This window comes from Brucella tritici, assembly GCF_008932295.1.
GTDB lineage: Bacteria > Pseudomonadota > Alphaproteobacteria > Rhizobiales > Rhizobiaceae > Brucella > Brucella tritici.
In genome coordinates this window covers 34,789-55,761 of sequence record NZ_WBWA01000007.1, presented here as the reverse complement: position 1 = coordinate 55,761, position 20,973 = coordinate 34,789, and the positions used below count along the sequence as shown (strand labels likewise).

Below are 20,973 nucleotides of genomic sequence, written 5' to 3'. Positions count from 1 at the left end.
GTGATACGTGGATTTGTCGTGGCTGTGGCGCGGGATGGCGAGCATCGTTTTTCAAAGCAGGTCGTGCCGGAAATCCGCATCGTCACAGGGCTTGGTGTCGAAGGCGACGCGCATCAAGGCGTGACGGTGAAGCACCGTTCGCGCGTGCGGGCCGACCCGACGCAACCCAATCTGCGGCAGGTGCATCTTATTCATGCCGAGCTTTTCGACGAGCTCGCGGAAAAGGGTTTTGATATCGCCCCCGCTGATCTTGGCGAGAACGTCACCACGCGCGGCGTCGATCTTCTGGGGCTGCCGCAGGGCGCTTTGATCCGCATTGGCGACGAGGTCGTTCTGGAAACAACGGGCCTGCGCAACCCTTGCTCACAGATAGAGAATTTCCAGACCGGGCTTCTCGACGCTGTGCTGGATCGCACGCCCGATGGCGAGCTTGTTCGCAAGTCCGGCATCATGACCGTCGTTCTTGCAGGCGGTATGGTGAAGGCGGATGACGCGATAATTGTCGAATTGCCGCCGCTGCCGCATCGCAAGCTGGAACGGGTCTGAAAAGCGCAAAATACCGGCTTTTGACGTGAGCTAACCGATTTAACGCAGCGCTTGCACGGGCAAAACCGGTGATTTTCGTCATGGGAGGTCTATCAACTTTGCGTCATATGCCCTAGATCATCCCACAATAGGATACAGATTGACATGCGCTGCTGCCGAAATCCGGCTTGCAGCCTATTCTTATCGGTTCGGCTTGTCGGCGTTCGATGTTCTGCATGTGTCTAGACGACGGCCGGTCGGTTGCATTTCTGAAGGGCACAAAATGGAAAAAGCAGATATCGGAATGGTCGGCCTTGGCGTCATGGGCTCCAACCTGGCGCTGAACATAGCCGAGAAAGGCTACACGGTAGCCGTCTATGACCGTGATGAGCCTGTGCTCAAAGCCTTTATCGAAAAGGCTGGCCCGCTGCGCGACAAGATCATCCCTTGCCCCACTTTCGAGGATCTGGCTGCCAATATCCGCAAGCCGCGCCCCATCATCTTCCTCATCAAGGCAGGCGCTCCCGTCGATACCGAGACCACCCGTCTCAAGGCTTATCTTGAGAAGGGAGATATCATGATCGACGCCGGTAATTCCGATTACCGCGATACGGTGCGCCGTCTGAAGGCGCTTGGCCCCAACGACCCAACCTTTGTTGGCATGGGCGTTTCCGGCGGTGCGGAAGGTGCACGCCATGGCCCGTCGATGATGGTCGGTGGCACCGAGGAAGCCTATGAGCGCATCGCGCCGATCCTGCTTGCCGCTGCCGCCAAGTACAAGGACGAGCCTTGCTGTGCACTGGTCGGCCCGGATGGCGCCGGTCATTTCGTCAAGACGATCCACAATGGCATCGAATATGCCGATATGCAGATGATCGCCGAAATCTACGGCATCCTGCGCGACGGCCTCGGACTTTCGGCTCCGGCCATCGGCGATGTGTTCGAGAAGTGGAACGAAGGCCCGCTCAACTCCTATCTGATCGAAATCACCGCCAAGGTGCTGAAGGCGACCGACCCGGAAACCGGCAAGGCAATGGTCGATGTGATTCTCGACGAAGCTGGTCAGAAGGGCACGGGCCGCTGGGCAGCCATTGAAGCCCAGATGCTTGGCGTTCCGGCAACGGCAATCGAAGCCGCAGTTGCCGCCCGTTCGCTTTCCTCGCTGAAGGCCACGCGTGAGCTTGCCGCGAAAGCCTATAAGCCGGGTTCGCGCAGCCTCGACATTTCCGATCAGGCAAAATTCCTTGCCGATCTGGAGCAGGGTCTGCTTGCTGGCAAGATTGCTGCCTATGCCCAGGGCTTTGCGGTGATGGAAGCCGCTTCGCAGGAGCATGGCTGGAATATTCCGCTTGCCGAAACGGCGCGCATCTGGCGCGCGGGCTGCATCATTCGTTCGCAGCTTCTGGACGATATCGCTCATGCTTTTGAAGACAGCGAAAGCCGCAACCTGCTTTTGGCCCCCGCTTTTGTCGAACGCATGAGCAAGGCTTCCAAGGGCCTTCGCCAGATCGTCGCCAAGGCGGCGCTCGCTGGCCTGCCTCTGCCAGCGCTCGGCACAGCGCTCAGCTATTTCGACAGCTTTACGCAGGCGCTCGGCACAGCCAATCTCATTCAGGGCCAGCGCGATTTCTTCGGTTCGCACGGCTTCAAGCGTATCGACAAGGATGGCGATTTCCACGGCCCCTGGGGCTGATCTTTCGGTCCCTGCCCCGTCTGCAAATGGCGTCTTTCTGCAATCCGGTTCACGCACTTATATACGCTGCGCTCCGGTTCTCGAAAGCCACCATTTTCGGCACGTCATGAACCGAAATCTCATCAGCCCGTCGCGCAGGTGACAAACAAAAAAGCCGCCCATCGGGCGGCTTTTTTATTTTAGAGCTCGTTTCGATCTGATTGGATCAGATCGGCGCTCTAATCATTTGTTTTTACGCGCATCTTTTCCGAAAACCGTTTCACACTTTTCGGGATGCGCTCTAATCTGCCAGCACGAGCAGATCATGCGAGGCGAAATGCACTGTCACCTTGTCGCCGCGCTGCGGCGGAGGCTGGGTCGGGTCGTTGAACGTGTCGAATGACAGGCGGTTCTTGCCAAGCGCCACACGCGTGCGGATGACAGAGCCGAGAAAGTGCACGTCCTCGATGGTCGCGTCCAGCGAGGTATCGTGGCTCTTGCGAGCTTCGAGGCTGACAGCTTCCGGGCGCAAGGCCAGCGTCAACGGCTTGCCCTTCGGATGATGGTCAAGCTTTTCCTGCACGGTGATCGTGCGGCCGTCGAGATCGATGCTGTTCTTGCCGGGTTCGCTGACTGAGGCTTCCAGCATGTTGAGCGTGCCGACGAAGGATGCCACGAAGCGCGAGGCAGGACGGTTATAGATGTCGAAGGGCGAGCCGATCTGGTCGGCGCGGCCTTCATGCATGACCACGATGCGGTCGGAAATCGACAGCGCTTCCTCCTGATCGTGGGTGACGAAGACGGTGGTAATGCCAAGCTTCTGCTGGATGGCGCGGATTTCTTCGCGCAAGGATATGCGGATTTTCGCATCCAGCGCCGATAGCGGCTCGTCGAGCAGAAGAACCTGCGGCTTGGTGGCAAGCGCGCGGGCCAGTGCCACGCGCTGCTGCTGACCGCCGGACATCTGATAGGGATAACGATCCGCCAGATGGTCGAGGCGGATGAGGCCGAGCATCTCCTTTACGGTGGCGTCGATTTCCGCTTTCGGCTTTCCGGCAACGCGCAGGCCGAATGACACGTTCTGCGCCACCGTCATATTGGGAAACAGCGCATAGGCCTGAAACACCATGCCGATATTGCGCTGGTTCGGCTTCAGATCGACGACATCCTTGCCATTGATTTCGATGGCGCCACTGTCGGGCATCTCGAAACCGGCGATCATGCGCAGAACGGTTGTCTTTCCGCAGCCCGATGGACCGAGAAAGGAGACGAATTCGCCCTTTTCCACGGCGAGGTTGAAATCGTGGACGACGGTATTGGCGCCGAAGCTCTTTTTCAGGTTTTTGATATTGAGAAAAGCCATGAATGTTACCCGGCGGTTGTCTTGAATTTATTGAGGCGCGAGACGAGCTGCAGCATGATGATGCTGAGCCACGTGATGCCGAACGAAATGATTGCCAGCGCTGACGGTTCGTAGGCGCGGTTTGCGCCGACCAACTGCAGGTAAGGGCCGAAGGCCGGACGGTTCAGAAGCGAGGCCAGCGTGAATTCGCCGATGACGATGGCGAATGTGATGAAGGCACCGCTCATCACGCCGGAAATCACGTTCGGGAAGATCACCTTGAACATGATACGGCCCCAGCCCGCGCCGAGACTTTGCGCGGCTTCCGTCAGCGTATTGACGTCGATGGTGCGCATCGCCGTATCAACAGCACGGTACATATAGGGCAGCGACAGCGTCATATAGCCGAACATCAAAAGCACGTCTGTTGCCCGCGTCGACGCCGTGAATGGCAGCCACGATGACGAATTATAGATGCGCAGGTAACCGAACACGATGACGATGGCCGGAATGACCAGTGGCAACAGCGTGATGAATTCCATCACCGGGCGCAATTGCGGCAGGCGCAGGCGCACCCAATAGGCGGTGGGCACCACCAGCAGCACACCGAAAACGATGGTCAGCAGGCCAAGCAGGATCGAATAGCCGAAGGTGGCCTGGAAATTCGGATCGGAGAACACGACCCGATAGGCATCGAAGGAATATTCGCCGCGCCGCATGCGCAGCGAGAATTCGAACGTGCCGATCAGCGGGACGAGGAAGTAGATCGCGCCAATCAGGAAGGCGATCCAGGCCCCGATCTTCTGGAGGTTTATGCCTTTCTTTTTCATCGTTGCCACCTCTCGGCGCGAATGCGCAGCCAGATATAGATGAGGTTGGAAACACCCGTAATGACAATCATGCCAAGTGCCAGCGCGTAGCCGAGGTTCTGGTTATGCAGAACGTCGCCGCGGATCTGGGCATAGAGCAGGATCGGCACGATATTGAGCGAGGAGCCCGTCAATGCGTAGGCCGTTGCAATCGCCCCGAAGGCATTGGCGAACAGCAGAAGCGTCGTGCCGAGCAGGCTCGGCCACAGGATCGGGAAGGCCACCATGCGCCAATATTGCGCGGTGGTCGCACCCAGAATGGATGAGGCTTCCCGCCATTCCTTTTTCAGGCCGTCGAGCGCTGGCGTCAGGATCAGCACCATCAGCGGTATCTGGAAGAACAGATAGGTCAGCGTCAGGCCGAAGAAGGAGAGCAGGTTGAAACCTGTCGAATAAAGATTGAAACCGAACCACTCCCTGAGCAGGATCGTGACAAAGCCGGTCCGTCCGAGAGTCGCCAGAAAGGCGAAAGCAAGCGGTACGCCCGCGAAGTTCGACGCCACGCCGGAAAAGGTCAATACCGTCGGACGCAGCCAGGATGGCAGGTTGCCGAGAACGACCGCCCAGGCCAGAAAGAAGCCGATAATCGCGCCGCCTATGGCCGATGCGAGGCTGACCTTGATCGATATCCAGTAGGCGCTTATGATTTGCGGCTGGAACAGGTCGTGGATGTTCTGGAGCGTGAAGTTTCCGGCCGGGTCCTGAAATGCACCGATGATGAGATACATCGTCGGCCAGATCAGAAACAAAATGGCGAAGATGAAAAACGGTGTCACGCCAAGCCATGACAACGGAAGCTGGCGCTTGCGCGCTCCGCTGGTGGGGGCTGTTGTTTCGGCTACTGAACTCATGCGCTCTTTCTTCAGAGGGATGCCTGCCAGAACGGAATCATGGAACTTGCACTTGAGCGATTGCCGTTGAAGGAACCGCAAGAGCCTGTGCCGCCGATTTGTCCTGACGCATTTGCCGGTAATGAAGACCTCTTCTCACCGGGATGCGAAGCCGCTTCGATATCGCGCCGGGCTTGAAAACCGACGCGATATCCGTTCGATGCGGCAGATGCGCTTACTGAACGTTTGCGCCCACGACACTGTCCCATTCCTTGGTGATCGTGGTCTGTGCGGCCTCGATCTGTTCCAGGGTCGGGAAGATAGCCTTTTCATAGGCTTCTGCCGGTGGCAGCTTGTCGAGCAGTTCCTGCGGGATCTTGCCAGCCTTCGCCATTGCATTGAAGCGGATCGGGTGGCAGTAGCCCTTCAGATAGCCGAGCTGGCCTTCATCCGAATAGATATGTTCCATCCACAGCTTCGCAGCATTGGGATGCGGTGCGTAGGCGCTGATTGCCTGAACATAGACACCAGCGATAACGCCGGACTTCGGAATGATGGTTTCGACTTCCGGATTGCCCTTGAGCGTGTCGCGGTCGGCGAGCGCGTTGTAGTCCCAGCGGATGACAATCGGGGTCGAGCCCTGTGCCAGCGAGGCGGCCTTGCCGATGACCGGAACGAAATTGCCGTTGGCATTCAGTTCCTTGTAGAATTCAAGGCCCTTCTTGCCGGCAGCTTCACCCGGCTCTGCGCCGCGGGCGATACCGGCGGCATGAACGCCGAGGATGGCCTGTGCGGAAACGCGCGGGTCACCTGCAAGCGCAACGGAGTTTGCGTAGTCGCTCTTGAGGAGGTCTTCCCAGTCCTGAGGGGCGTCCTTGACGATGTCCTTGTTCACTTCGAATGCGAGAACACCGTAATAATCGCCGTACCAGTAGCCTTCGGCATCCTTGGCGCTGTCCGGAATTTCGTCCCAGGTCGCGACCTTGTAAGGCTGGATGAGGCCATCTTTCTTGGCCGAAGCGCCGAACGCAAAGCCGACGTCGATGACGTCAGGAGCCTGTGGGCCCTTGTTGTCCTTGTTGGCCTTGATGGCTTCGACTTCATCGCCCGAACCGGCGTCCGGGTTCAGTTCGTTGACCTTGAGGCCATACTTGTCCTTGAAGCTCTGGATGATTTCGCCATAGCCGCACCAGTCATGCGGGAGTGCGATGGTGGTCAGTTCGCCTTCTGCCTTGGCTGCGGCGATCAGTTCGGCTGACGGTTCGGCAGCGGCGATGGAAACCCCGGCAACGGCGATTGCCGTCGAAAGCGACAGCAGACGCGCTGTGTAAGCAAGCATTGTTTGACTCCCCTGTTTAAGGTCCGGCGAACGCCCCCGGTCGATTCCGGTGCTCGCGCATTCCCGATACCCGCCCTACATGACGGTTGGATGACAGTTTGTGGCTTGTCACAAACTGTCAGCGGTGGAAAGTGAAACACGTTTTCAGGGACTTAGCAATTCATCCGTTTGCGGGAACAGCATTTTTATGACAGGAAATGTGACAGCAAATTCGTCACTGTCATAATTCTGCGGGAGGCTTTTCCCTGCGCGACAAGGGTTTGTCCCAGCGCGGCATCAATGCCGGATATTGAGGATAAACGAAAATTTCCGAAAGATGAGTGAACCTTCACGGGTTTCGTATGAAGTTGGAAGGCGGAGGGCTTAGTGCCCCCCACCGCCCCCGGCAACCTGTTTTGGCTTGCGCAGCATGATGGCGCAGACAGCAAGCGAACAGAACATCATCGTGAGGATGAAGAACACGTCGATGAAGGAGAGCAGGGTGGCTTGCTGGCGCACCATGCCGGAAAGCTTGGCGATGGCGATTGTTGCGCCGTCCATACCGGCGGCATTGTACTTGGCCGTCAGATTGGCGACCATGTTTTCCGCTTCAGCATTGCCCCAGCGGACATGCTCGGCCAGGCGCTCGTAATGCATGTCGCCACGGCGGGTCAGGATCGTGTTGATGACGGCAAGGCCGACAGCACCGCCCAGATTACGGGTCAGGTTGAACAGGCCGGATGCGTTTTTCAGCAAGGCTGGTGGCAGCGTGCCGAGCGCCAGATTGTTGATCGGCACCATACAAAGCATCAGCGAACAGCCACGCAGAATTTGCGGCAGCAGCAGTTCGTAGAAATCCCAGTCTGCGGTAAGGCCAGTCACCATCCATGTGCCTGCCGCAAAGCCGAGGAAGCCGATCATCATCATGAGGCGCGGGTCCATCCTGTTGGATAGGAAACCCGCCACCGGCGCGGTGAAGAACATGGCAAGACCGCTGACGAAAAGCGCCTCGCCGATCATCAGGGCATCATAGCCGCGAACGCTGCTCAGATAGAGCGGATAAAGATAGGTGAGGCCGTAAAGGCCGACGCCCATCACGAAGGAAAACAGCGAGCCGAAGGCAAAGTTGACGTTCTTGAAGGCACGCAAATCCACGATGGGCTGTTCCGCCTTGAACGCGCGGTAGAAAAAGACGATGCCGCCGACAGTCATAACGATGGAGAGGAAGAAGATCGCATCATCCTGCAGCCAGTCGTTACGCGGGCCTTCTTCCAGAACATATTCCATCGAGCCGAGGAATGCCGCCATGCCGACGAGGCCCCACCAGTCGAACTTGCTCAGGAGCGAGCTGTCACCTTCGTCGAAGTCGATCAGGTTCCATGCGGCGATGGTGACGAGGATGCCGGGGCCGACATTGACCAGAAACAGCCAGTGCCATGAGAAGGCGTGGCTGAGATAGCCACCGACCGTCGGGCCGATTGTTGGGGCAAGCGTTGCCACAAGGCCAATCATCGGCGAGACGATCGAACGCTTGGAAGGCGGGAAGATGGTGAAGGCCGCTGCAAACACGCTCGGGATCATGCCGCCGCCGATGAAGCCCTGAATGGCGCGGTAGACGATCATCTGCTCGATGTTCGTCGCGGTCGCACAGAGCATGCTGGCAAGGGTGAAGCCCGCCGCAGAGAAAGTGAAGAGCACGCGCGTCGACAACAGGCGCCCCAGGAAGCCCGAGAGCGGAATCATGATGACTTCCGCGATCAGATAGGATGTCTGCACCCACGAGATTTCGTCAGAACTGGCGCTGAGACCCGCCTGGATTTCGGCCAGCGATGCCGAGACGATCTGGATATCCAGGATCGCCATGAACATGCCGAACACCATGGCCAGAAAGCCGATGGCCTTCTTCGGGTCTATGCGGTCATCTGCGGGGGCCATTGGCCCCATTGTCGTGTCTGCGGCCATGACGGCGCACTCCGGAATGGAAGAGAAAGGCGGCGCGAAACCCGTTTCGCCGCGCCGCCATCTGTTATTTCAAGTCAACCCGCAGGTTCGATCAGTTGGCCTTTTCGTCAGGCGCAGTGCGCGTATCGATATCGACCACGACACTCAGGCCCGCGCGAATCTTGCCGGATTCCAGCGCTTCCTTCGGAATCATGATGCGAACAGGAACGCGCTGTACGATCTTGGTGAAGTTGCCGGTCGCATTTTCAGGCGGCAGAAGCGAGAACACCGCGCCCGAGGCAGGCGCGATGGACGCGACCTTGCCGTCGAACTTCGTGCCATCGATAGCGTCGACATAGATATGCGCGGTTTCACCGGTTTTGATCTTTGCGAGCTGCGTTTCCTTGAAGTTCGCATCGATATAAAGCTCATTGACCGGAACAAGGGCCGCGATCTTCTGGCCGGGCGAAACGAGATCGCCCTTCTTGCCTGCAAGATTGCCGATGACACCGTCAAACGGCGCGCGCAGCGTCGTGAAGGAAAGATCGCGTGCGGCTTTATCGCGGGCTAGTTCCAGCGATTTCATTGTGCTTTCGGCTTCGCTATATTGAGCGTTGAGCACTTCGATATTGGCCTTGGCAGAAGCGATCTGCGCATCGCCACCAGCGACCTTGGCGCGTGCCTGATCCAGAGAGGACTGGGCGGTATCGAGATCGGCCTGCGCGACAAAACGCGTTTCATGCAGCTTCTGTACACGCGCAATCGTGTTCTGCGCGTTGGTCAGGACAGCGGTTGCGGCCTGCTTGTCTGCGTTGGCCTGCTGGAGCACGGCCTGCGCGGCATCCGTCTCAGCCTTGATGCGGATGAGGGTCTGCTTCTGTGTCGCGAGCTTGGCTTCGGCTTCATCGAGCGCGATCTGGTAATCGCCTGCATCGAGCTGGAAGATCACATCTCCAGCCTTGACCTTCTGGTTGGCAACCACCGGGATGTTTTCGACATAGCCGGTAACTTTGGGTGCGATGGACGCGATGTCGCCCTGCACATAAGCGTCGTCGGTCGAAACCATGAAACGCCCGACCGTCCACCAGTCATAGGCGTACCAGAGGCCGCCAGCGACAGCGACCACCAGAATGCCGGGAAGCAGGACACGTTTGCCGAAGCCCTTCTTCTTGCCGCCCTTGGCGGTTTCACCGGTTTCCTTGGGCGCGGCTTCCTGCGGGTTCGGTACGGTATGGGGCTGCGATCTCTCGTTCAGAGGCGCCTCACTCGTCGCCGGCTGGGTTGCCGAGGCGAAGTTCTTGGCGTTGGGGAACGGATGAATATCGGCCTTATCAACGGACTTCGGGGCGGACATAGGGAAACTTTCTGCACATCCTTAGGATTGAACCGCTCGGTTCGATGTTGACATAGATCAATAAGATGCGCATATCAAGAGCATATCGAACCGCTTGGTTCGAAAAAAGTTAAGAGTCTCGAAGAATGAAGCCCGCTCGCAACGCCAAAGGAACGACAGATACGATGATGCATGACCGGAACCGGCATGATGAAAAAGGTGTCGGCCGACCCGGTGATAGAAAATCGTCCTGCTCCGATACGGAATGCGGTCGCACACGGCTCGGGGCTGGTCAGGACCCCGCGAAACGCCGCCAAATCCTTGAAGGCGCTCAGGATGTGTTCCTGCGCATGGGTTTCGATGCAGCCAGCATGAACGACATCACGCGCGAGGCTGGCGTGTCGAAGGGAACGATCTACGTTTACTTCAACAGCAAGGAAGATCTGTTCGTCGCATTATGCGAGCATTATCGCGATACAATGTTTCGTGAACTGATCGACAAACTCGACAAGGGTTTCAACTCACGCCAGCAATTGACCGATTTTGGCGTGGCGCTGGTGACGCTGATAACGTCGCCGACGGCAGTGCGCGCGCAGCGTATCGTTCTGGGCGTCAGCGAGCGCAAGCCGGAACTTGCGGCACGTTTCTATGAGCGTGGCCCGAAGCGCAGTCTCGTCCTGATGGCTGAATATCTCAAGGATATGATCGAGAGGGGGGAACTGGAGCCTTTCGATCCTGAAAAGATGGCCTATCAGCTTTCCGACCTGTTTCTTTCAGGCCTCTATAGGCCCCGCTTGTTCGGCGTATTGCCCGAGCCGCCGTCAGCGGAAACGATTCGTAAGAATGTCGAACTGGCGATCGAGTTTTTCTACCGTGCTTACGGTCGGGATCAGCGAAGTGTTCAAAAAGAGAACAGCTGATTTTTAAAAATCGCTTCAGATAGGTTTATTTTTCACTCAGCCTATAAATTTCGCGTGAGGGTCTTAATTTACGCACTGTTCTTGTGTGTAATGGTTTGCACTCTATTAGTTGCGGGTTGTCAGAGACCCCATTTTTTATGTCACTTATAAATGATTGAAAAGCTCTTTGGCTGCGATTCGCTGATATTTCAAATACAGTAACCGGTAGCGATTGAGCTTGAGTACCAAGGATATTATAGAAATGACACTCGATCTCATTCATTTTCCGAATTTCAAAAAGACCTTCTTTGGAACGGCCTTCCAAAGCGATACGCTGGCTCTCTTGACGCGAATTCGCGACGAAATCGGCTGCCGTCATATCCTGCACACCTATCGGGGACGTATGGGCGATTGTGCAAAGACCAACTCCTCCGATCTTACGGTTGTGATGACAGTACCCACCAACTGGGCTGCGCGTTATTCCGCCAGGAACTATTTTGTTATCGATCCGATCTTTCAGGAAGACGCGCCTTATTTTCAAAACGATGCGAGCGGCATCGTGCGTGATCTTCAGGAAGATGCCAATCAGTGCCCGTCTATTGCTGAACTGCTGCAGGATGCGGAGAAGCACGGGCTTGGCAATATTTTCATTGCGGTTTCTGCCCGCAGCCAGAAAGGTGCGGTCGGCTGTTCCCTGTTCAGCTTCGAGATCAGCCCCGATGAGGATCGCGAACAGTTTGTGGCCAAGCTTCGCCCGCGACTGCTGAGCCTGTCGGGGATCATTCATTCGGCCTTGTGTGGCTGCAAGGATGTCGCGACGGTTGCAAGCCTTCTGACCCCGCGTGAGGTTGATTGCCTGCGCTGGGCTGCAAGTGGCAAGACGGATGGAGAGATCGCGGAAATTCTTAGCATCGCGCGCTGGACCGTCGTGACCTATCTCCAGAACGCGAAGATCAAGCTCAATTGTTCCAACCGTACTTCGGCGGTGGCAACGGCGCTGTCGCTCGGCATTATCGAAATGCCGGAGGTTCACCATCTGGTGTAGTTGCGACAGCGATATGAGATGAAAGCAACACCGGGTGCTTCATGCATCCGGTGTTTTTGTTCAAGCCCGCTTTCGAAGCGGCAGGCGTGCGGCGTCGAAAGCATTGGCGAGCCTCGCCGTATTCTTCGCAGGATCTTCGTCCGCGTCCTCAAACGCGATATGGTTCAGCTCCACACCGGCAGTCTTGTCGGTCAGCGTCAGGCGGAAATAGGCATAGACGCCCTGATTGCGAAACTCCATGTCGAGCACGATGGCGGGTGCTGACTGCCAGTCGCAGAGATATTCGCCGCCATGGCCGAGTTCCAGCGTGCCGGGGAAGAAATAAAGCTCAGTCGCCGAACTGACGATATCGGCAATATTGGCGAAAAGCTCGCAGCGTATGAAGGCAATGTAATCCGCTGGATCGACCAGACGAAGATCGGTTGCGACCTCGCACAGGTTCCGGGCAATGATCGCCTCGCGTTCGTTCGAGAATTGCAGGCTCTTCATGGTCTCACCGCCGATCTGGGGGAACAGGCTGTCACTGTTCTGAAATATATAAATATCATGGCCATCCATCAATGTATCGCATGCCGCGTATTGATGACCCGGATAAGCTCGGCCACCGCCTTGTAGAATTCCGGCGCGATCATCTGGTCGACATTGACCTGTTTATAGAGCGCGCGCGCCAGCGGAACGTCCTCGAAGATCGGGATGGAGTGCTGTGCTGCTATTTCTCTGATCTTCAATGCTATGAGATCCTGTCCTTTTGCGACGACAATCGGAGCGGCATCCTGATCGGGCTTGTAACGCAGTGCTACGGAAAAATGAGTCGGATTTGCGACGATCAGCGTTGCCGTCGGAACGGTGTTGATCATGCGGCGGCGCGCACGGTCGCGGCCAAGCGAACGCAAACGCGATTTGACCAGCGGGTCGCCTTCCGACTGCTTCAGTTCGTCTTTCACTTCCTGTCGCGTCATGCGCAGTTCCTGCCGCCAGTGAATGCGCGACCATGCAAGATCGAAAGCCGCAATTGCGGTAATGGCCAGAACATTGGCGACGAGCAGGCGCACCATGTTCTCACGCAGAAATTCCGGCAAGGCACTTGGATCGGAAGCGACCGCGTCGGTGAAAAGACTGTTGCCGTTGAAGAAAACAATAAACACGATGACGCTCGCAGCCAGAAATTTGGCGAGAGATTTGAGAAACTCGACCTGACCGGCGCGCCCGAAAATCCGCTGCCAGCCCTTGAGCGGAGATATGCGGGACGCCTGCGGGCGGATGCGTTCGCCAACGAAACGCGGCGCATTCTGGAATGCGGAGGCTGCAATACCGGCAAGCGGGATGATGATGAACACCGGCACCAAGGCTGCACCGACTGCCAGCGCCAGCACGCCAAACAGGCGGCTTGCATCTTCCGCGCTGTTGAGGAGCCAGTCTTCGGGACGGTCGATCAGCTCGCGCAGGAAGACAGCCAGCTTCGTGGTGGCAGGTCCAGCGACAAAGACTGCGATAATCAGAAAGGAAGCAATACCGGCGAGGATCGGCGTTTCGCGGGAGAAGGGCATATTGCCCTTTTCCAAGGCGTCGCGGATCTTCTGCTCGGTGGCTTCTTCTGTTTTGCTTTCCTTGTCAGCATCATCTGCCATGGGTCACCGCAATCAGGACGAAGCTTCGCCAGCGTCGAGGGTGATGATGCCGCGTTCGGAAAGATCGATGGCGATACGGGCTATCGTGCGGCGCGCATCGGCAATGTTCTGCGCGGTTATGTTGCCCTGCTCGGCGCCAAGCTCGGTTTCCACCATGCGGCGGCCACGGGTCGAGAGCGACGAGAGAACAAGTTCCTGAAGTCTTGCATCGGCTCCGCGCAACGCGGTGGCGATCTGTTCCGTCTGCACTTCATCGAAGAGCAGCAGGCGCGCGCGCTGCGACAGGCGCTCGATGTCTTCAAAGGTGAAGAGCTTGGCCTTGATGCGGTTGAGATCGTCACGGTTGAGGTCTTCGAGGCTCGCCATCAGTTCTTCCATCTCGCTTCTGTCGAGCTGGTTGAAGATGTTGGCGATCTGGCCGTGATGAGCCTTGACCGGTCCGGAATCGCTGCGGCCAAGAAGATCGCGCCGCAGCACGTCTTCGAGAAGTTCCGCAGCCGCTGGCGCCACGTTGCCAATATGGAGTGAGCGCTGCACGACGGCATTGCGCAGTTGCGGCGGCAGGACGACGAACAGCCGGGCTGCAAGGTCGGAAGGCAGCTTCGACACGATATAGGCGATGATCTGCGGATGCTGATCCGTCAGATATGCTTGCAGGCTTTCTACTGGCAGGCGTCCAAGCTGCACCCAGACCGATTCCTGAACGAGCTGTGGCTGCACGCGGTCTTCGAGAACCGCATCGACTTCTTCCTGCGGCAGTGCTTCGCGCAACAGGCCTTCAAAGCGCTGGGCGGCTTCTGAAACCGGCGCGCCTTCGGCAAAGGAATCCTCGAACTGCTTGACGAGCTGTTCGAAATCAAGCGGTGAAATCGGTTCCAGCGTGCGGGCATGACCGGCAAGCTTGCGCAGGTCCTCGGCATTGAAATGCTTCAGAAGACGGGCAGCGGCAGGCCGTCCGATTGCAACGAGGATCGCCGCAGCCTTTTGCGGGCCGGTCAGCGTATCGACGAGGCCGGTAGCGCTACCTTCAATATCTTCCGCGAGGGCTTGCTGTTCATGGTCGGCCATGGTCACGTCCGTTACTTGCCGATGATTTCGGTGAGGCTGACACCGAAACGCGAGGAATCGTCTTCAAGGACGATAACTTCGCCACGGGCGATGACGCGGCCATTGACCACGATATCGACCGGATCACCGATCTGCTTGTCGAGGGTGATAACGGCACCGCGACCGAGCTTCATCAGATTGGCAACCGGCATGGTCGTGCCGCCAAGAACAACCTGAACATCCACGGGAATGCCCATGATGAGTTCGAGATTTGGCTTGGATGGACCCTTCTGCGTGTTGCGCGGCTTTTCTTCGCGCAGTTCCTCAATGGCTTCGTCCAGTTCCTGCTGCATGTTCTTGTCCTTGTTGTCAGCGCTCATGCCTGCCCCGCAAGTTCGACGGTAGCTTTACGAACCGCGCGACGCACGAAAACCGGCAGCGCGTTCTTTTCCTTCGGGAGCGATTGTTCGGTGGCGGTCGCGATTTTTTCTTGTACTCGTGGCGTGCTGTCGGCGACGTTGCGCGCATGGCGGATATCGCGGGTCAGCGCCTTGCGCAGCCTGTTCAGTTCTTCGATGGCCTCTTCCATTTCGCGGCGCACGCGCTGCGTTTCGGCAAGACGGGCTTCAAGCTTGTTGTTTTCGTCCGCCAAAGCAGTGCCAAGCTCGGTGCGTTCGCTCTGGATTGCCTTGACGGCGCGCTCCAAACCGTTGGAGGCGGCTGCAACGCGCAGCGCCAGCACCTTGCCAAGCTTGATCGTCTCGTTGGCCTTGCGGCCAACCACGATGAGCGCGGCAAGCGAGGCAAGAGCCATCAATGTGGAAAGCACGTTAGCCAGCAACAAGCTCATCGATGAAATCCTCTTCCTGATTGACCGGGTCGCCGACCTTGACTGTGAAATGAATGCCCGATTTGCCAAGCGTGCACTTGAAAAGCTGCTGATCGCCGGCGCGCAGGCGTACCTGTTCCATGGCATCGGCGGGCAATTTCAGAACCTGACCGATTTCGAGCATCGACAACGCGTCCAGCGTCATCGATCCCTGCTGGATGAAAGCTTCGAGTTCGATGCGCGCACGGCTGACTTCCTGCCGCATCTTCTTCGCCCAGCTCGGATCGGTCTGGTTCATCGGACGGCGCAAAAAGGCTGCCACGGCATCCTGCATCGGCTTGTGCGTGCTGCGCGGCAGCAGCAGATGAACCTGCCCGGTTTTGCCCGCGGCCGTAACATCGATGCGGCAGGCGAAAAGGCGCGAGCGCTCGAAATTCCCACGGTCGAATTCGGCTGTGTCGGTGCATTCACCGGCGGCAAAAAGCGCCTGCCTGCTCGCCTGTCCGCTTCCGGCAAAGACCTGATCGAGCGAACTGGCGAGATGACCGGCAAGAAGGGCGGAAATCTTTTGTTCCAGCATGCCGAAAGGACGGTCCTCATCGACAGAGCCGACATTGCCCATATTACCTTGGGCGCCATACATGGCTTCGATCACGGAAAAAACGAGCGTCGCATCGGCGGTGAGATAAAGTGTGCTGCCCCAACGCTCAGCCTTCAGAGGTGCGATGATCGCGGCCTTGTCGAGAATGTCGGCAAAGGCAGCATCGTCGGTGCTTTCCACCTGACCTGCTTCAACGTCGAATGCGGCAGCGCAGCCATGTTTCAGCCGGTCACAGAAATGGGTCGAGGCATCCTTGAACACATGGGCAAGCGATTTCAGGTCGTCGCCTGAAAGGCCCGCTGCCCGCAGCAGGTTCTCGGCCAGAACATCATTTTTGCGGTTTTGCCCCAATGTGGCAGTTTCGGGGGTGGTCATCTTACGCTGCCTGCTGGGTCGGCGCGCTCGCCATGGTTTCCTGCTCGACCACATCGATGGTCGGGCGATCATAGGCCGAGATGGTCTTGCGGCCATATTCCACGGCGATCTGCGGCAGGGAACCGTTCATATAGGCGAGGAGCGTCTGCTTCACGACGATGTAGAGGCGATTGTTCTTTTCGCGGGTCGATTTGATCTTGGCTGCGATCGGGCCGACAACGCCATAAGAGAAGAAGATACCGGCAAAGGTGCCGACAAGGGCGGCGCCGATCAGGTGGCCCAACACTTCCGGCGACTGGTCGAGTGCGCCCATGGCCTTGATGACGCCCAGCACGGCGGCAACGATGCCGAGTGCGGGCAGGGCTTCGGAAATGCTGACCATTGCGTGGTAGGGCTTGAGCTTGTCGCGGGCGATGGTGTGGATTTCCTCATCCATCAGCGCCTCGATTTCGTGCGAGCGCACATTGCCGACGATGATGAGACGGCAATAATCGCAGATGAAATTGGTGAGGTCCTCTTTCTTCAATACGCTCGGATAGGCCTGAAAGATCGACGATTCCTTCGGATTGTCGATGTGCACTTCCACTTCGTTGCGCGATTTGGCGCGCAGCTCGCGCATCAGGCTGTAGAGCACGCCCAGAACATCGAGATAGTCACGCTGCTTGGGAACCGCGTTGCTGAATGCTTCCATGCAGGCGCGGCCGGTGTCTTTCACGAGCGAGAAAGGGTTGGCGATGAAGAAGGTCCCGAGTGCGGCACCCAGAATGATGACGAATTCCCAGGGCTGGATGAGCACGCTGACATGTCCGCCCATGGCGATAAAGCCGCCCAGCATACAGCCCAGTGTGATGACAAGACCGACTATAATGCCCAATGCTCGAGACTCCCGCGTACATTCTGTTTGTCTGGAACCTAAGTGCCGCGGCTTGCGCGAACCTTGTCTGTAGCGCGCAAATAAAATCAGCTTCGGACAAGCTTGGTCTTTCATAAAGGATCGAAATACCGGAAGGGGGTCATGCGCATGGTCGATACGATGACGAGTTATCGCCTGATCGCGGCGGATATGACGCGGTCGTTGCAGCGTGTTTCGAAGGAACCATTGGTGGAGCGGGAAACCGCCTACTACAAGGAGAATATCGGCAAGGTGAAATCCATCGATGATTTCATGGCCGATAGCCGCCTTTATAATTACGCAATGAAGGCGTTTGGCCTGGAAGACATGGCCTTCGCCAAGGCGTTTGTCCGCAAGATTTTGACCGAAGGCATCACAAGCGACGATGCCATGGCGAACAAGCTGACCGACAAGCGCTACAAGGAATTTGCGACCGTCTTCGATTTCGCTGGCAAGGGCGCGGAGGCGACCGAGAGCACGGCGGCCCAACAAGGCGTCGTGGACAAATATCTTCGTCAGACGCTGGAAACGGAAGCCGGAAGCCAGAATGAAGGTGTGCGGCTGGCGCTTTATTTTGCGCGCAAGGCGCCGACTATCACCAATGCCTACGAAATCCTTGGCGACAAGGCGCTGGTGTCGATGATCCAGACGACCTTCGGCTGGCCATCCAGTATATCCAATGCCGATATCGACAAGCAGGCGAAGATGATCGAGGACAAGATCGACTTCACCAAGATGTCTGATCCCGATTACGTGTCGAAGCTCATTTCGCGCTTTACCGCCATGTATGAGATGAACAATCCAACGGCGAGCAGCCCGGCGTCAATTGCGTCCCTGCTTCTGGGCGGAACCTCGTCCGTCGGCATCTCGATGGATATTCTCAGCACCTTGCAGAATTTCAAGCCGGGCGGGCGTTAGGCAATGCAAAGCAATTCGATCTATGTCGGGCTTTCGTCGCTCATCACGCTGGAACGGCGGATGGATGCCATCGCTCATAACGTCGCCAATGTCTCAACCGTCGGCTTCCGTGGAGAAGGCACCAAGTTCGATACCATCGTTTCAAACAAGGCCAGCGACGATGTGAGTTTTGCCACAGCGGGCAAGAGCTTCATCCGTACCGAAGCAGGCCCTATGATCAAGACCGACAATCCGCTGGATGTTGCTGTCAAGGGCGATGTCTGGATGTCGGTCTCGACGCCGCAGGGACAGATTTACACCCGCGACGGGCGCATGAACATGCTGCCGACAGGTGATCTCGTTTCCATCACGGGCCATCCGGTTCTCGATGTCGGCGGTGCGCCCATCGTGCTCAATCCAGGTGGCGGCGCGCCGAAGATTTCGAGCGATGGCGCGATCTATCAGAACGGCGCGCAGATTGGCGCCATCGGTCTTTACACCATTCCGGCGGATGCGGACCTGACCTATGCAGGCACATCCGGCGTTATCCCGAACAAGCCTGCGCAGCCGGTGGCTGACGACAACAGCGTTGGCGTCGTACAGGGCATGATCGAGGGATCGAATGTTGATGCCATGACGGAGATGACCCGCCTCATCAGTGTGAGCCGCGCCTTCGAGCAGGTCAACAATCTCTTGTCGCAGCAGGAAAGCACCGTCTCTGAAGCCATCAAGACCCTGGGCTCCAGAAACGGATGACGCCTGATCTGCCGCTCTCCCGTCTGGCCGCTTTTGCCCGTCAGCAATCGGTGGCGCCAAAGCCGTTGACCGGTATCGGCGGAACGGTGAGCGACGTGTCGCGTTCGGCGATTGCCGTGCGCGGGCTTTCGCGCGATGCGCGTTTGGGCGATGCAGTGGCGATCCACGCGCAAGGCGGCCAGAGCCTTGCCGAAATCATCCGGGTGGCTGACACGCAGGTGCTGGTGAAGCCCTTCGATGACCGCATCATTCCCTCGCTTGGCGCTGCGGTTTTCGAGGAAGGGCCGCTGCGTATTCGCCCGGCACCGGAATGGCGCGGGCGTGTCATCAATGCGCTTGGGCAGGCAGTTGACGGAAAGGGCGCATTGCAGCCCGGCACCCGGCCAATGGCATCCGAGAGCCTTGCACCGGCTGCCTTGCGCCGCGGGCGGGTGGATCGTGGCTTGCGTACAGGCGTCAATATCATCGATATTTTCACGCCGCTTTGCTTTGGCCAGCGTATCGGCATCTTTGCAGGATCGGGCGTCGGTAAATCGACCCTTCTTGCCATGATGACACGCGCGGCAGATTTCGACACGGTGGTGCTGGCTTTGACTGGCGAGCGCGGACGCGAAGTGCGCGAGATGCTGGAAGAGACCATGGCGGGGCATCTCGACAAGACCATAACCGTGGTTGCAACGGGCGATGAAAGCCCGATGATGCGCCGCCTCGCACCCAATACCGCAACGGCCATTGCCGAATATTTCCGTGATCTCGGCCAGAATGTCCTGCTGATCGTCGATTCCGTCACGCGCTTTGCCCATGCCGCGCGCGAAGTGGGGATTGCCGCCGAGGAGCCGCCGGTTTCGCGCGGCTATCCGCCAAGCGTCTTCAGCCAGTTGCCGCGCCTATTGGAGCGTGCCGGACCCGGTATTACGGAAGCAGGCGGCAGCATCACCGGCATTTATTCGGTGCTGGTGGATGGCGACGATCACAATGATCCGGTTTCCGACACGATCCGCGGCACGCTGGACGGCCACATCGTGCTCGACCGCGCGATTGCAGCACAGGGGCGCTTTCCGGCGGTCGATATTCCCGGCTCGGTTTCGCGCCTTGCGAAACACAACTGGACGCCGGAACAACGCAAGCTGGTCAGCCAATTGCGGGGCATGGTTGCCCGTTTCGAGGAAACGCGCGACCTGCGGGCCATCGGGGCGTACCAGAAAGGCCATGACGGGCTTCTGGATCAGGCGGTCGATCTCGTGCCGCGCATTTACGACGCCTTGCAGCAATCGCCGGAAACCGGCCTATCGGACGATCCCTATAACGACCTTGCCGCGGCATTGCGCGGCGACAGACAGGCGCAACACGCATGATGACGGGCTTTCGCAAGACAAAGGAAGAGAAACTCCTTGCAGACCTGGCGGCGGAGGTCGAGGCCGCTGCGCGACAGGAAGGCATGAAGAAGCCGCAAAGCAAGGTGGATCGCTACCTGAAGATCGCGGCCATCACGCTCGCTGCCGGAAGTGCTATGCTGCCTTTCGTCACCTATCTTCAGCGCGTCGATCTGGGCTCGCCCGAGAAGGCCGAACGCAAGATCATCGATCCGCTGGACCGCTCGGAACAGAAAACCGTGCGCCGTTTCCCGTCCTTCCGCCCGTCCGAACAGGTCGCGCCGAATGCTGACGTGGACAACACGATGACGGGTTCCGTCATGTCGAACGGCAAGGGGCTTCCGGGAACCGGCATGGGCACTGGTGGCGACGGCGGCGGGGAAGGGCAGGCGTTTCCGAAGCCGGTTTTCGCACTGCGCGAAGTCGTCGGCGGCATGGCAATGATCGAGGATACGTCGGGCTACTGGTTTGTCGAAAAAGGCTCGCTGCTGCCGGATGGCAGTCACCTTGTTTCGATCGGTCGCGGTGCTGGCACCTGGCAGCTTACGACATCGTCGGGCGATGTGATTGAGATGCGGAGGTAAGGGAGTAAGGGAGTAAGGGAGTAAGGGAGTAAGGGAGTAAGGGAGTAAGGGAGTAAATCAGGTCGAGATTTTATCTGATCCGCTTGCCCTTTCCAAACTCATTTTCCGCTTGCACTCCTGAAGCTTATGGTTTGATCTTTTCCTATTCCCCTATTCCCCTATTCCCCTATTCCCCTATTCCCCTATTCCCCGCAAGCTTGACGCAAGTTCCGGCCTT

General features: G+C 57.9%; 21 protein-coding genes. 8 read left to right on the top strand and 13 right to left on the bottom strand.

The genetic code is table 11. The features are described from left to right. Positions 1-3 precede the first annotated feature (3 nt). Positions 4-546 (top strand): MOSC domain-containing protein, encoded by a 543-nt coding sequence (locus F9K91_RS09560; RefSeq protein WP_151556727.1) that lies wholly within the window; start codon positions 4-6, stop codon positions 544-546. A 262-nt stretch (positions 547-808) separates the two neighbouring features. Then, the gene (gene gndA, locus F9K91_RS09555) at positions 809-2,218 is read left to right on the top strand and encodes an NADP-dependent phosphogluconate dehydrogenase (protein WP_151677682.1); all 1,410 of its coding nucleotides are present in this window, start codon (positions 809-811) and stop codon (positions 2,216-2,218) included. Between the two features lie 280 nt (positions 2,219-2,498). On the opposite strand, the gene F9K91_RS09550 is transcribed toward gndA, so the two are convergent. The 6 genes from F9K91_RS09550 to F9K91_RS09525 form a co-directional block, all read right to left on the bottom strand. After that, on the bottom strand, positions 2,499-3,560 hold the full coding sequence (locus F9K91_RS09550; RefSeq protein ID WP_061347636.1) for an ABC transporter ATP-binding protein: 1,062 nt from the start codon (positions 3,558-3,560) through the stop codon (positions 2,499-2,501). A gap of 5 nt (positions 3,561-3,565) precedes the next feature. Next, complete coding sequence (locus tag F9K91_RS09545) at positions 3,566-4,369, bottom strand: ABC transporter permease (RefSeq protein ID WP_061347637.1); 804 nt, start codon at positions 4,367-4,369, stop codon at positions 3,566-3,568. Continuing rightward, entirely contained in the window at positions 4,366-5,259 is an 894-nt protein-coding gene (locus F9K91_RS09540; RefSeq protein ID WP_151651920.1) for an ABC transporter permease, read from the bottom strand. The genes F9K91_RS09545 and F9K91_RS09540 overlap by 4 nt, the downstream gene beginning before the upstream one ends. A gap of 214 nt (positions 5,260-5,473) precedes the next feature. After that, positions 5,474-6,577: an ABC transporter substrate-binding protein gene (locus F9K91_RS09535; RefSeq protein WP_061347638.1), complete on the bottom strand. Its 1,104-nt coding sequence runs from the start codon at positions 6,575-6,577 to the stop codon at positions 5,474-5,476. 363 nt (positions 6,578-6,940) lie between these two features. Continuing rightward, complete coding sequence (locus tag F9K91_RS09530) at positions 6,941-8,518, bottom strand: DHA2 family efflux MFS transporter permease subunit (RefSeq protein WP_151556723.1); 1,578 nt, start codon at positions 8,516-8,518, stop codon at positions 6,941-6,943. A 91-nt stretch (positions 8,519-8,609) separates the two neighbouring features. Further along, complete coding sequence (locus F9K91_RS09525; RefSeq protein ID WP_061347640.1) at positions 8,610-9,851, bottom strand: HlyD family secretion protein; 1,242 nt, start codon at positions 9,849-9,851, stop codon at positions 8,610-8,612. Between the two features lie 167 nt (positions 9,852-10,018). Between F9K91_RS09525 and F9K91_RS09520 the strand changes: the two genes are divergently transcribed. Both F9K91_RS09520 and F9K91_RS09515 read left to right on the top strand, forming a co-directional pair. Further along, on the top strand, positions 10,019-10,750 hold the full coding sequence (locus F9K91_RS09520) for a TetR/AcrR family transcriptional regulator (protein WP_412842156.1): 732 nt from the start codon (positions 10,019-10,021) through the stop codon (positions 10,748-10,750). Between the two features lie 241 nt (positions 10,751-10,991). After that, on the top strand, positions 10,992-11,774 hold the full coding sequence (locus tag F9K91_RS09515) for a helix-turn-helix transcriptional regulator (RefSeq protein WP_151556719.1): 783 nt from the start codon (positions 10,992-10,994) through the stop codon (positions 11,772-11,774). A 60-nt stretch (positions 11,775-11,834) separates the two neighbouring features. Here F9K91_RS09515 and F9K91_RS09510 read toward each other — a convergent pair whose 3' ends face one another. From F9K91_RS09510 to motA, 7 genes are all read right to left on the bottom strand, one after another. Continuing rightward, the gene (locus tag F9K91_RS09510; protein WP_151556763.1) at positions 11,835-12,263 is read right to left on the bottom strand and encodes a hypothetical protein; all 429 of its coding nucleotides are present in this window, start codon (positions 12,261-12,263) and stop codon (positions 11,835-11,837) included. Positions 12,264-12,331: 68 nt separating this feature from the next. Continuing rightward, entirely contained in the window at positions 12,332-13,402 is a 1,071-nt protein-coding gene (gene flhB / locus F9K91_RS09505) for a flagellar biosynthesis protein FlhB (protein WP_151677680.1), read from the bottom strand. A 12-nt stretch (positions 13,403-13,414) separates the two neighbouring features. After that, on the bottom strand, positions 13,415-14,470 hold the full coding sequence (locus tag F9K91_RS09500) for a flagellar motor switch protein FliG (protein WP_061347644.1): 1,056 nt from the start codon (positions 14,468-14,470) through the stop codon (positions 13,415-13,417). 11 nt (positions 14,471-14,481) lie between these two features. Further along, the gene (fliN, locus tag F9K91_RS09495; RefSeq protein WP_151651878.1) at positions 14,482-14,829 is read right to left on the bottom strand and encodes a flagellar motor switch protein FliN; all 348 of its coding nucleotides are present in this window, start codon (positions 14,827-14,829) and stop codon (positions 14,482-14,484) included. After that, the gene (locus F9K91_RS09490) at positions 14,826-15,299 is read right to left on the bottom strand and encodes a BAB2_0123 family type IV secretion system effector (protein ID WP_151651877.1); all 474 of its coding nucleotides are present in this window, start codon (positions 15,297-15,299) and stop codon (positions 14,826-14,828) included. The genes fliN and F9K91_RS09490 overlap by 4 nt, the downstream gene beginning before the upstream one ends. Next, positions 15,280-16,254: a FliM/FliN family flagellar motor switch protein gene (locus F9K91_RS09485; protein WP_151651876.1), complete on the bottom strand. Its 975-nt coding sequence runs from the start codon at positions 16,252-16,254 to the stop codon at positions 15,280-15,282. Before F9K91_RS09485 ends, F9K91_RS09490 begins: the two co-directional genes overlap by 20 nt. A gap of 1 nt (position 16,255) precedes the next feature. Beyond that, positions 16,256-17,128 carry a flagellar motor stator protein MotA gene (gene motA, locus F9K91_RS09480; RefSeq protein ID WP_061347648.1) on the bottom strand — a complete coding sequence of 291 codons (873 nt, stop codon included), beginning with the start codon at positions 17,126-17,128 and terminating at the stop codon, positions 16,256-16,258. 147 nt (positions 17,129-17,275) lie between these two features. On the opposite strand from motA, the gene F9K91_RS09475 reads away from it, so the two are divergent. The 4 genes from F9K91_RS09475 to F9K91_RS09460 are packed head-to-tail and all read left to right on the top strand — an operon-like array spanning position 17,276 to position 20,756. Further along, complete coding sequence (locus F9K91_RS09475) at positions 17,276-18,064, top strand: DUF1217 domain-containing protein (protein ID WP_151556761.1); 789 nt, start codon at positions 17,276-17,278, stop codon at positions 18,062-18,064. Positions 18,065-18,067: 3 nt separating this feature from the next. Continuing rightward, the gene (gene flgF, locus F9K91_RS09470; protein WP_061347649.1) at positions 18,068-18,799 is read left to right on the top strand and encodes a flagellar basal-body rod protein FlgF; all 732 of its coding nucleotides are present in this window, start codon (positions 18,068-18,070) and stop codon (positions 18,797-18,799) included. Further along, positions 18,796-20,154, top strand: a complete 1,359-nt coding sequence (gene fliI / locus F9K91_RS09465) for a flagellar protein export ATPase FliI (RefSeq protein WP_151677679.1) — start codon at positions 18,796-18,798, stop codon at positions 20,152-20,154. The genes flgF and fliI overlap by 4 nt, the downstream gene beginning before the upstream one ends. After that, positions 20,151-20,756, top strand: coding sequence for a hypothetical protein (locus F9K91_RS09460; RefSeq protein WP_151677678.1), 606 nt, complete (start codon positions 20,151-20,153; stop codon positions 20,754-20,756). The genes fliI and F9K91_RS09460 overlap by 4 nt, the downstream gene beginning before the upstream one ends. Positions 20,757-20,973: the final 217 nt, after the last annotated feature.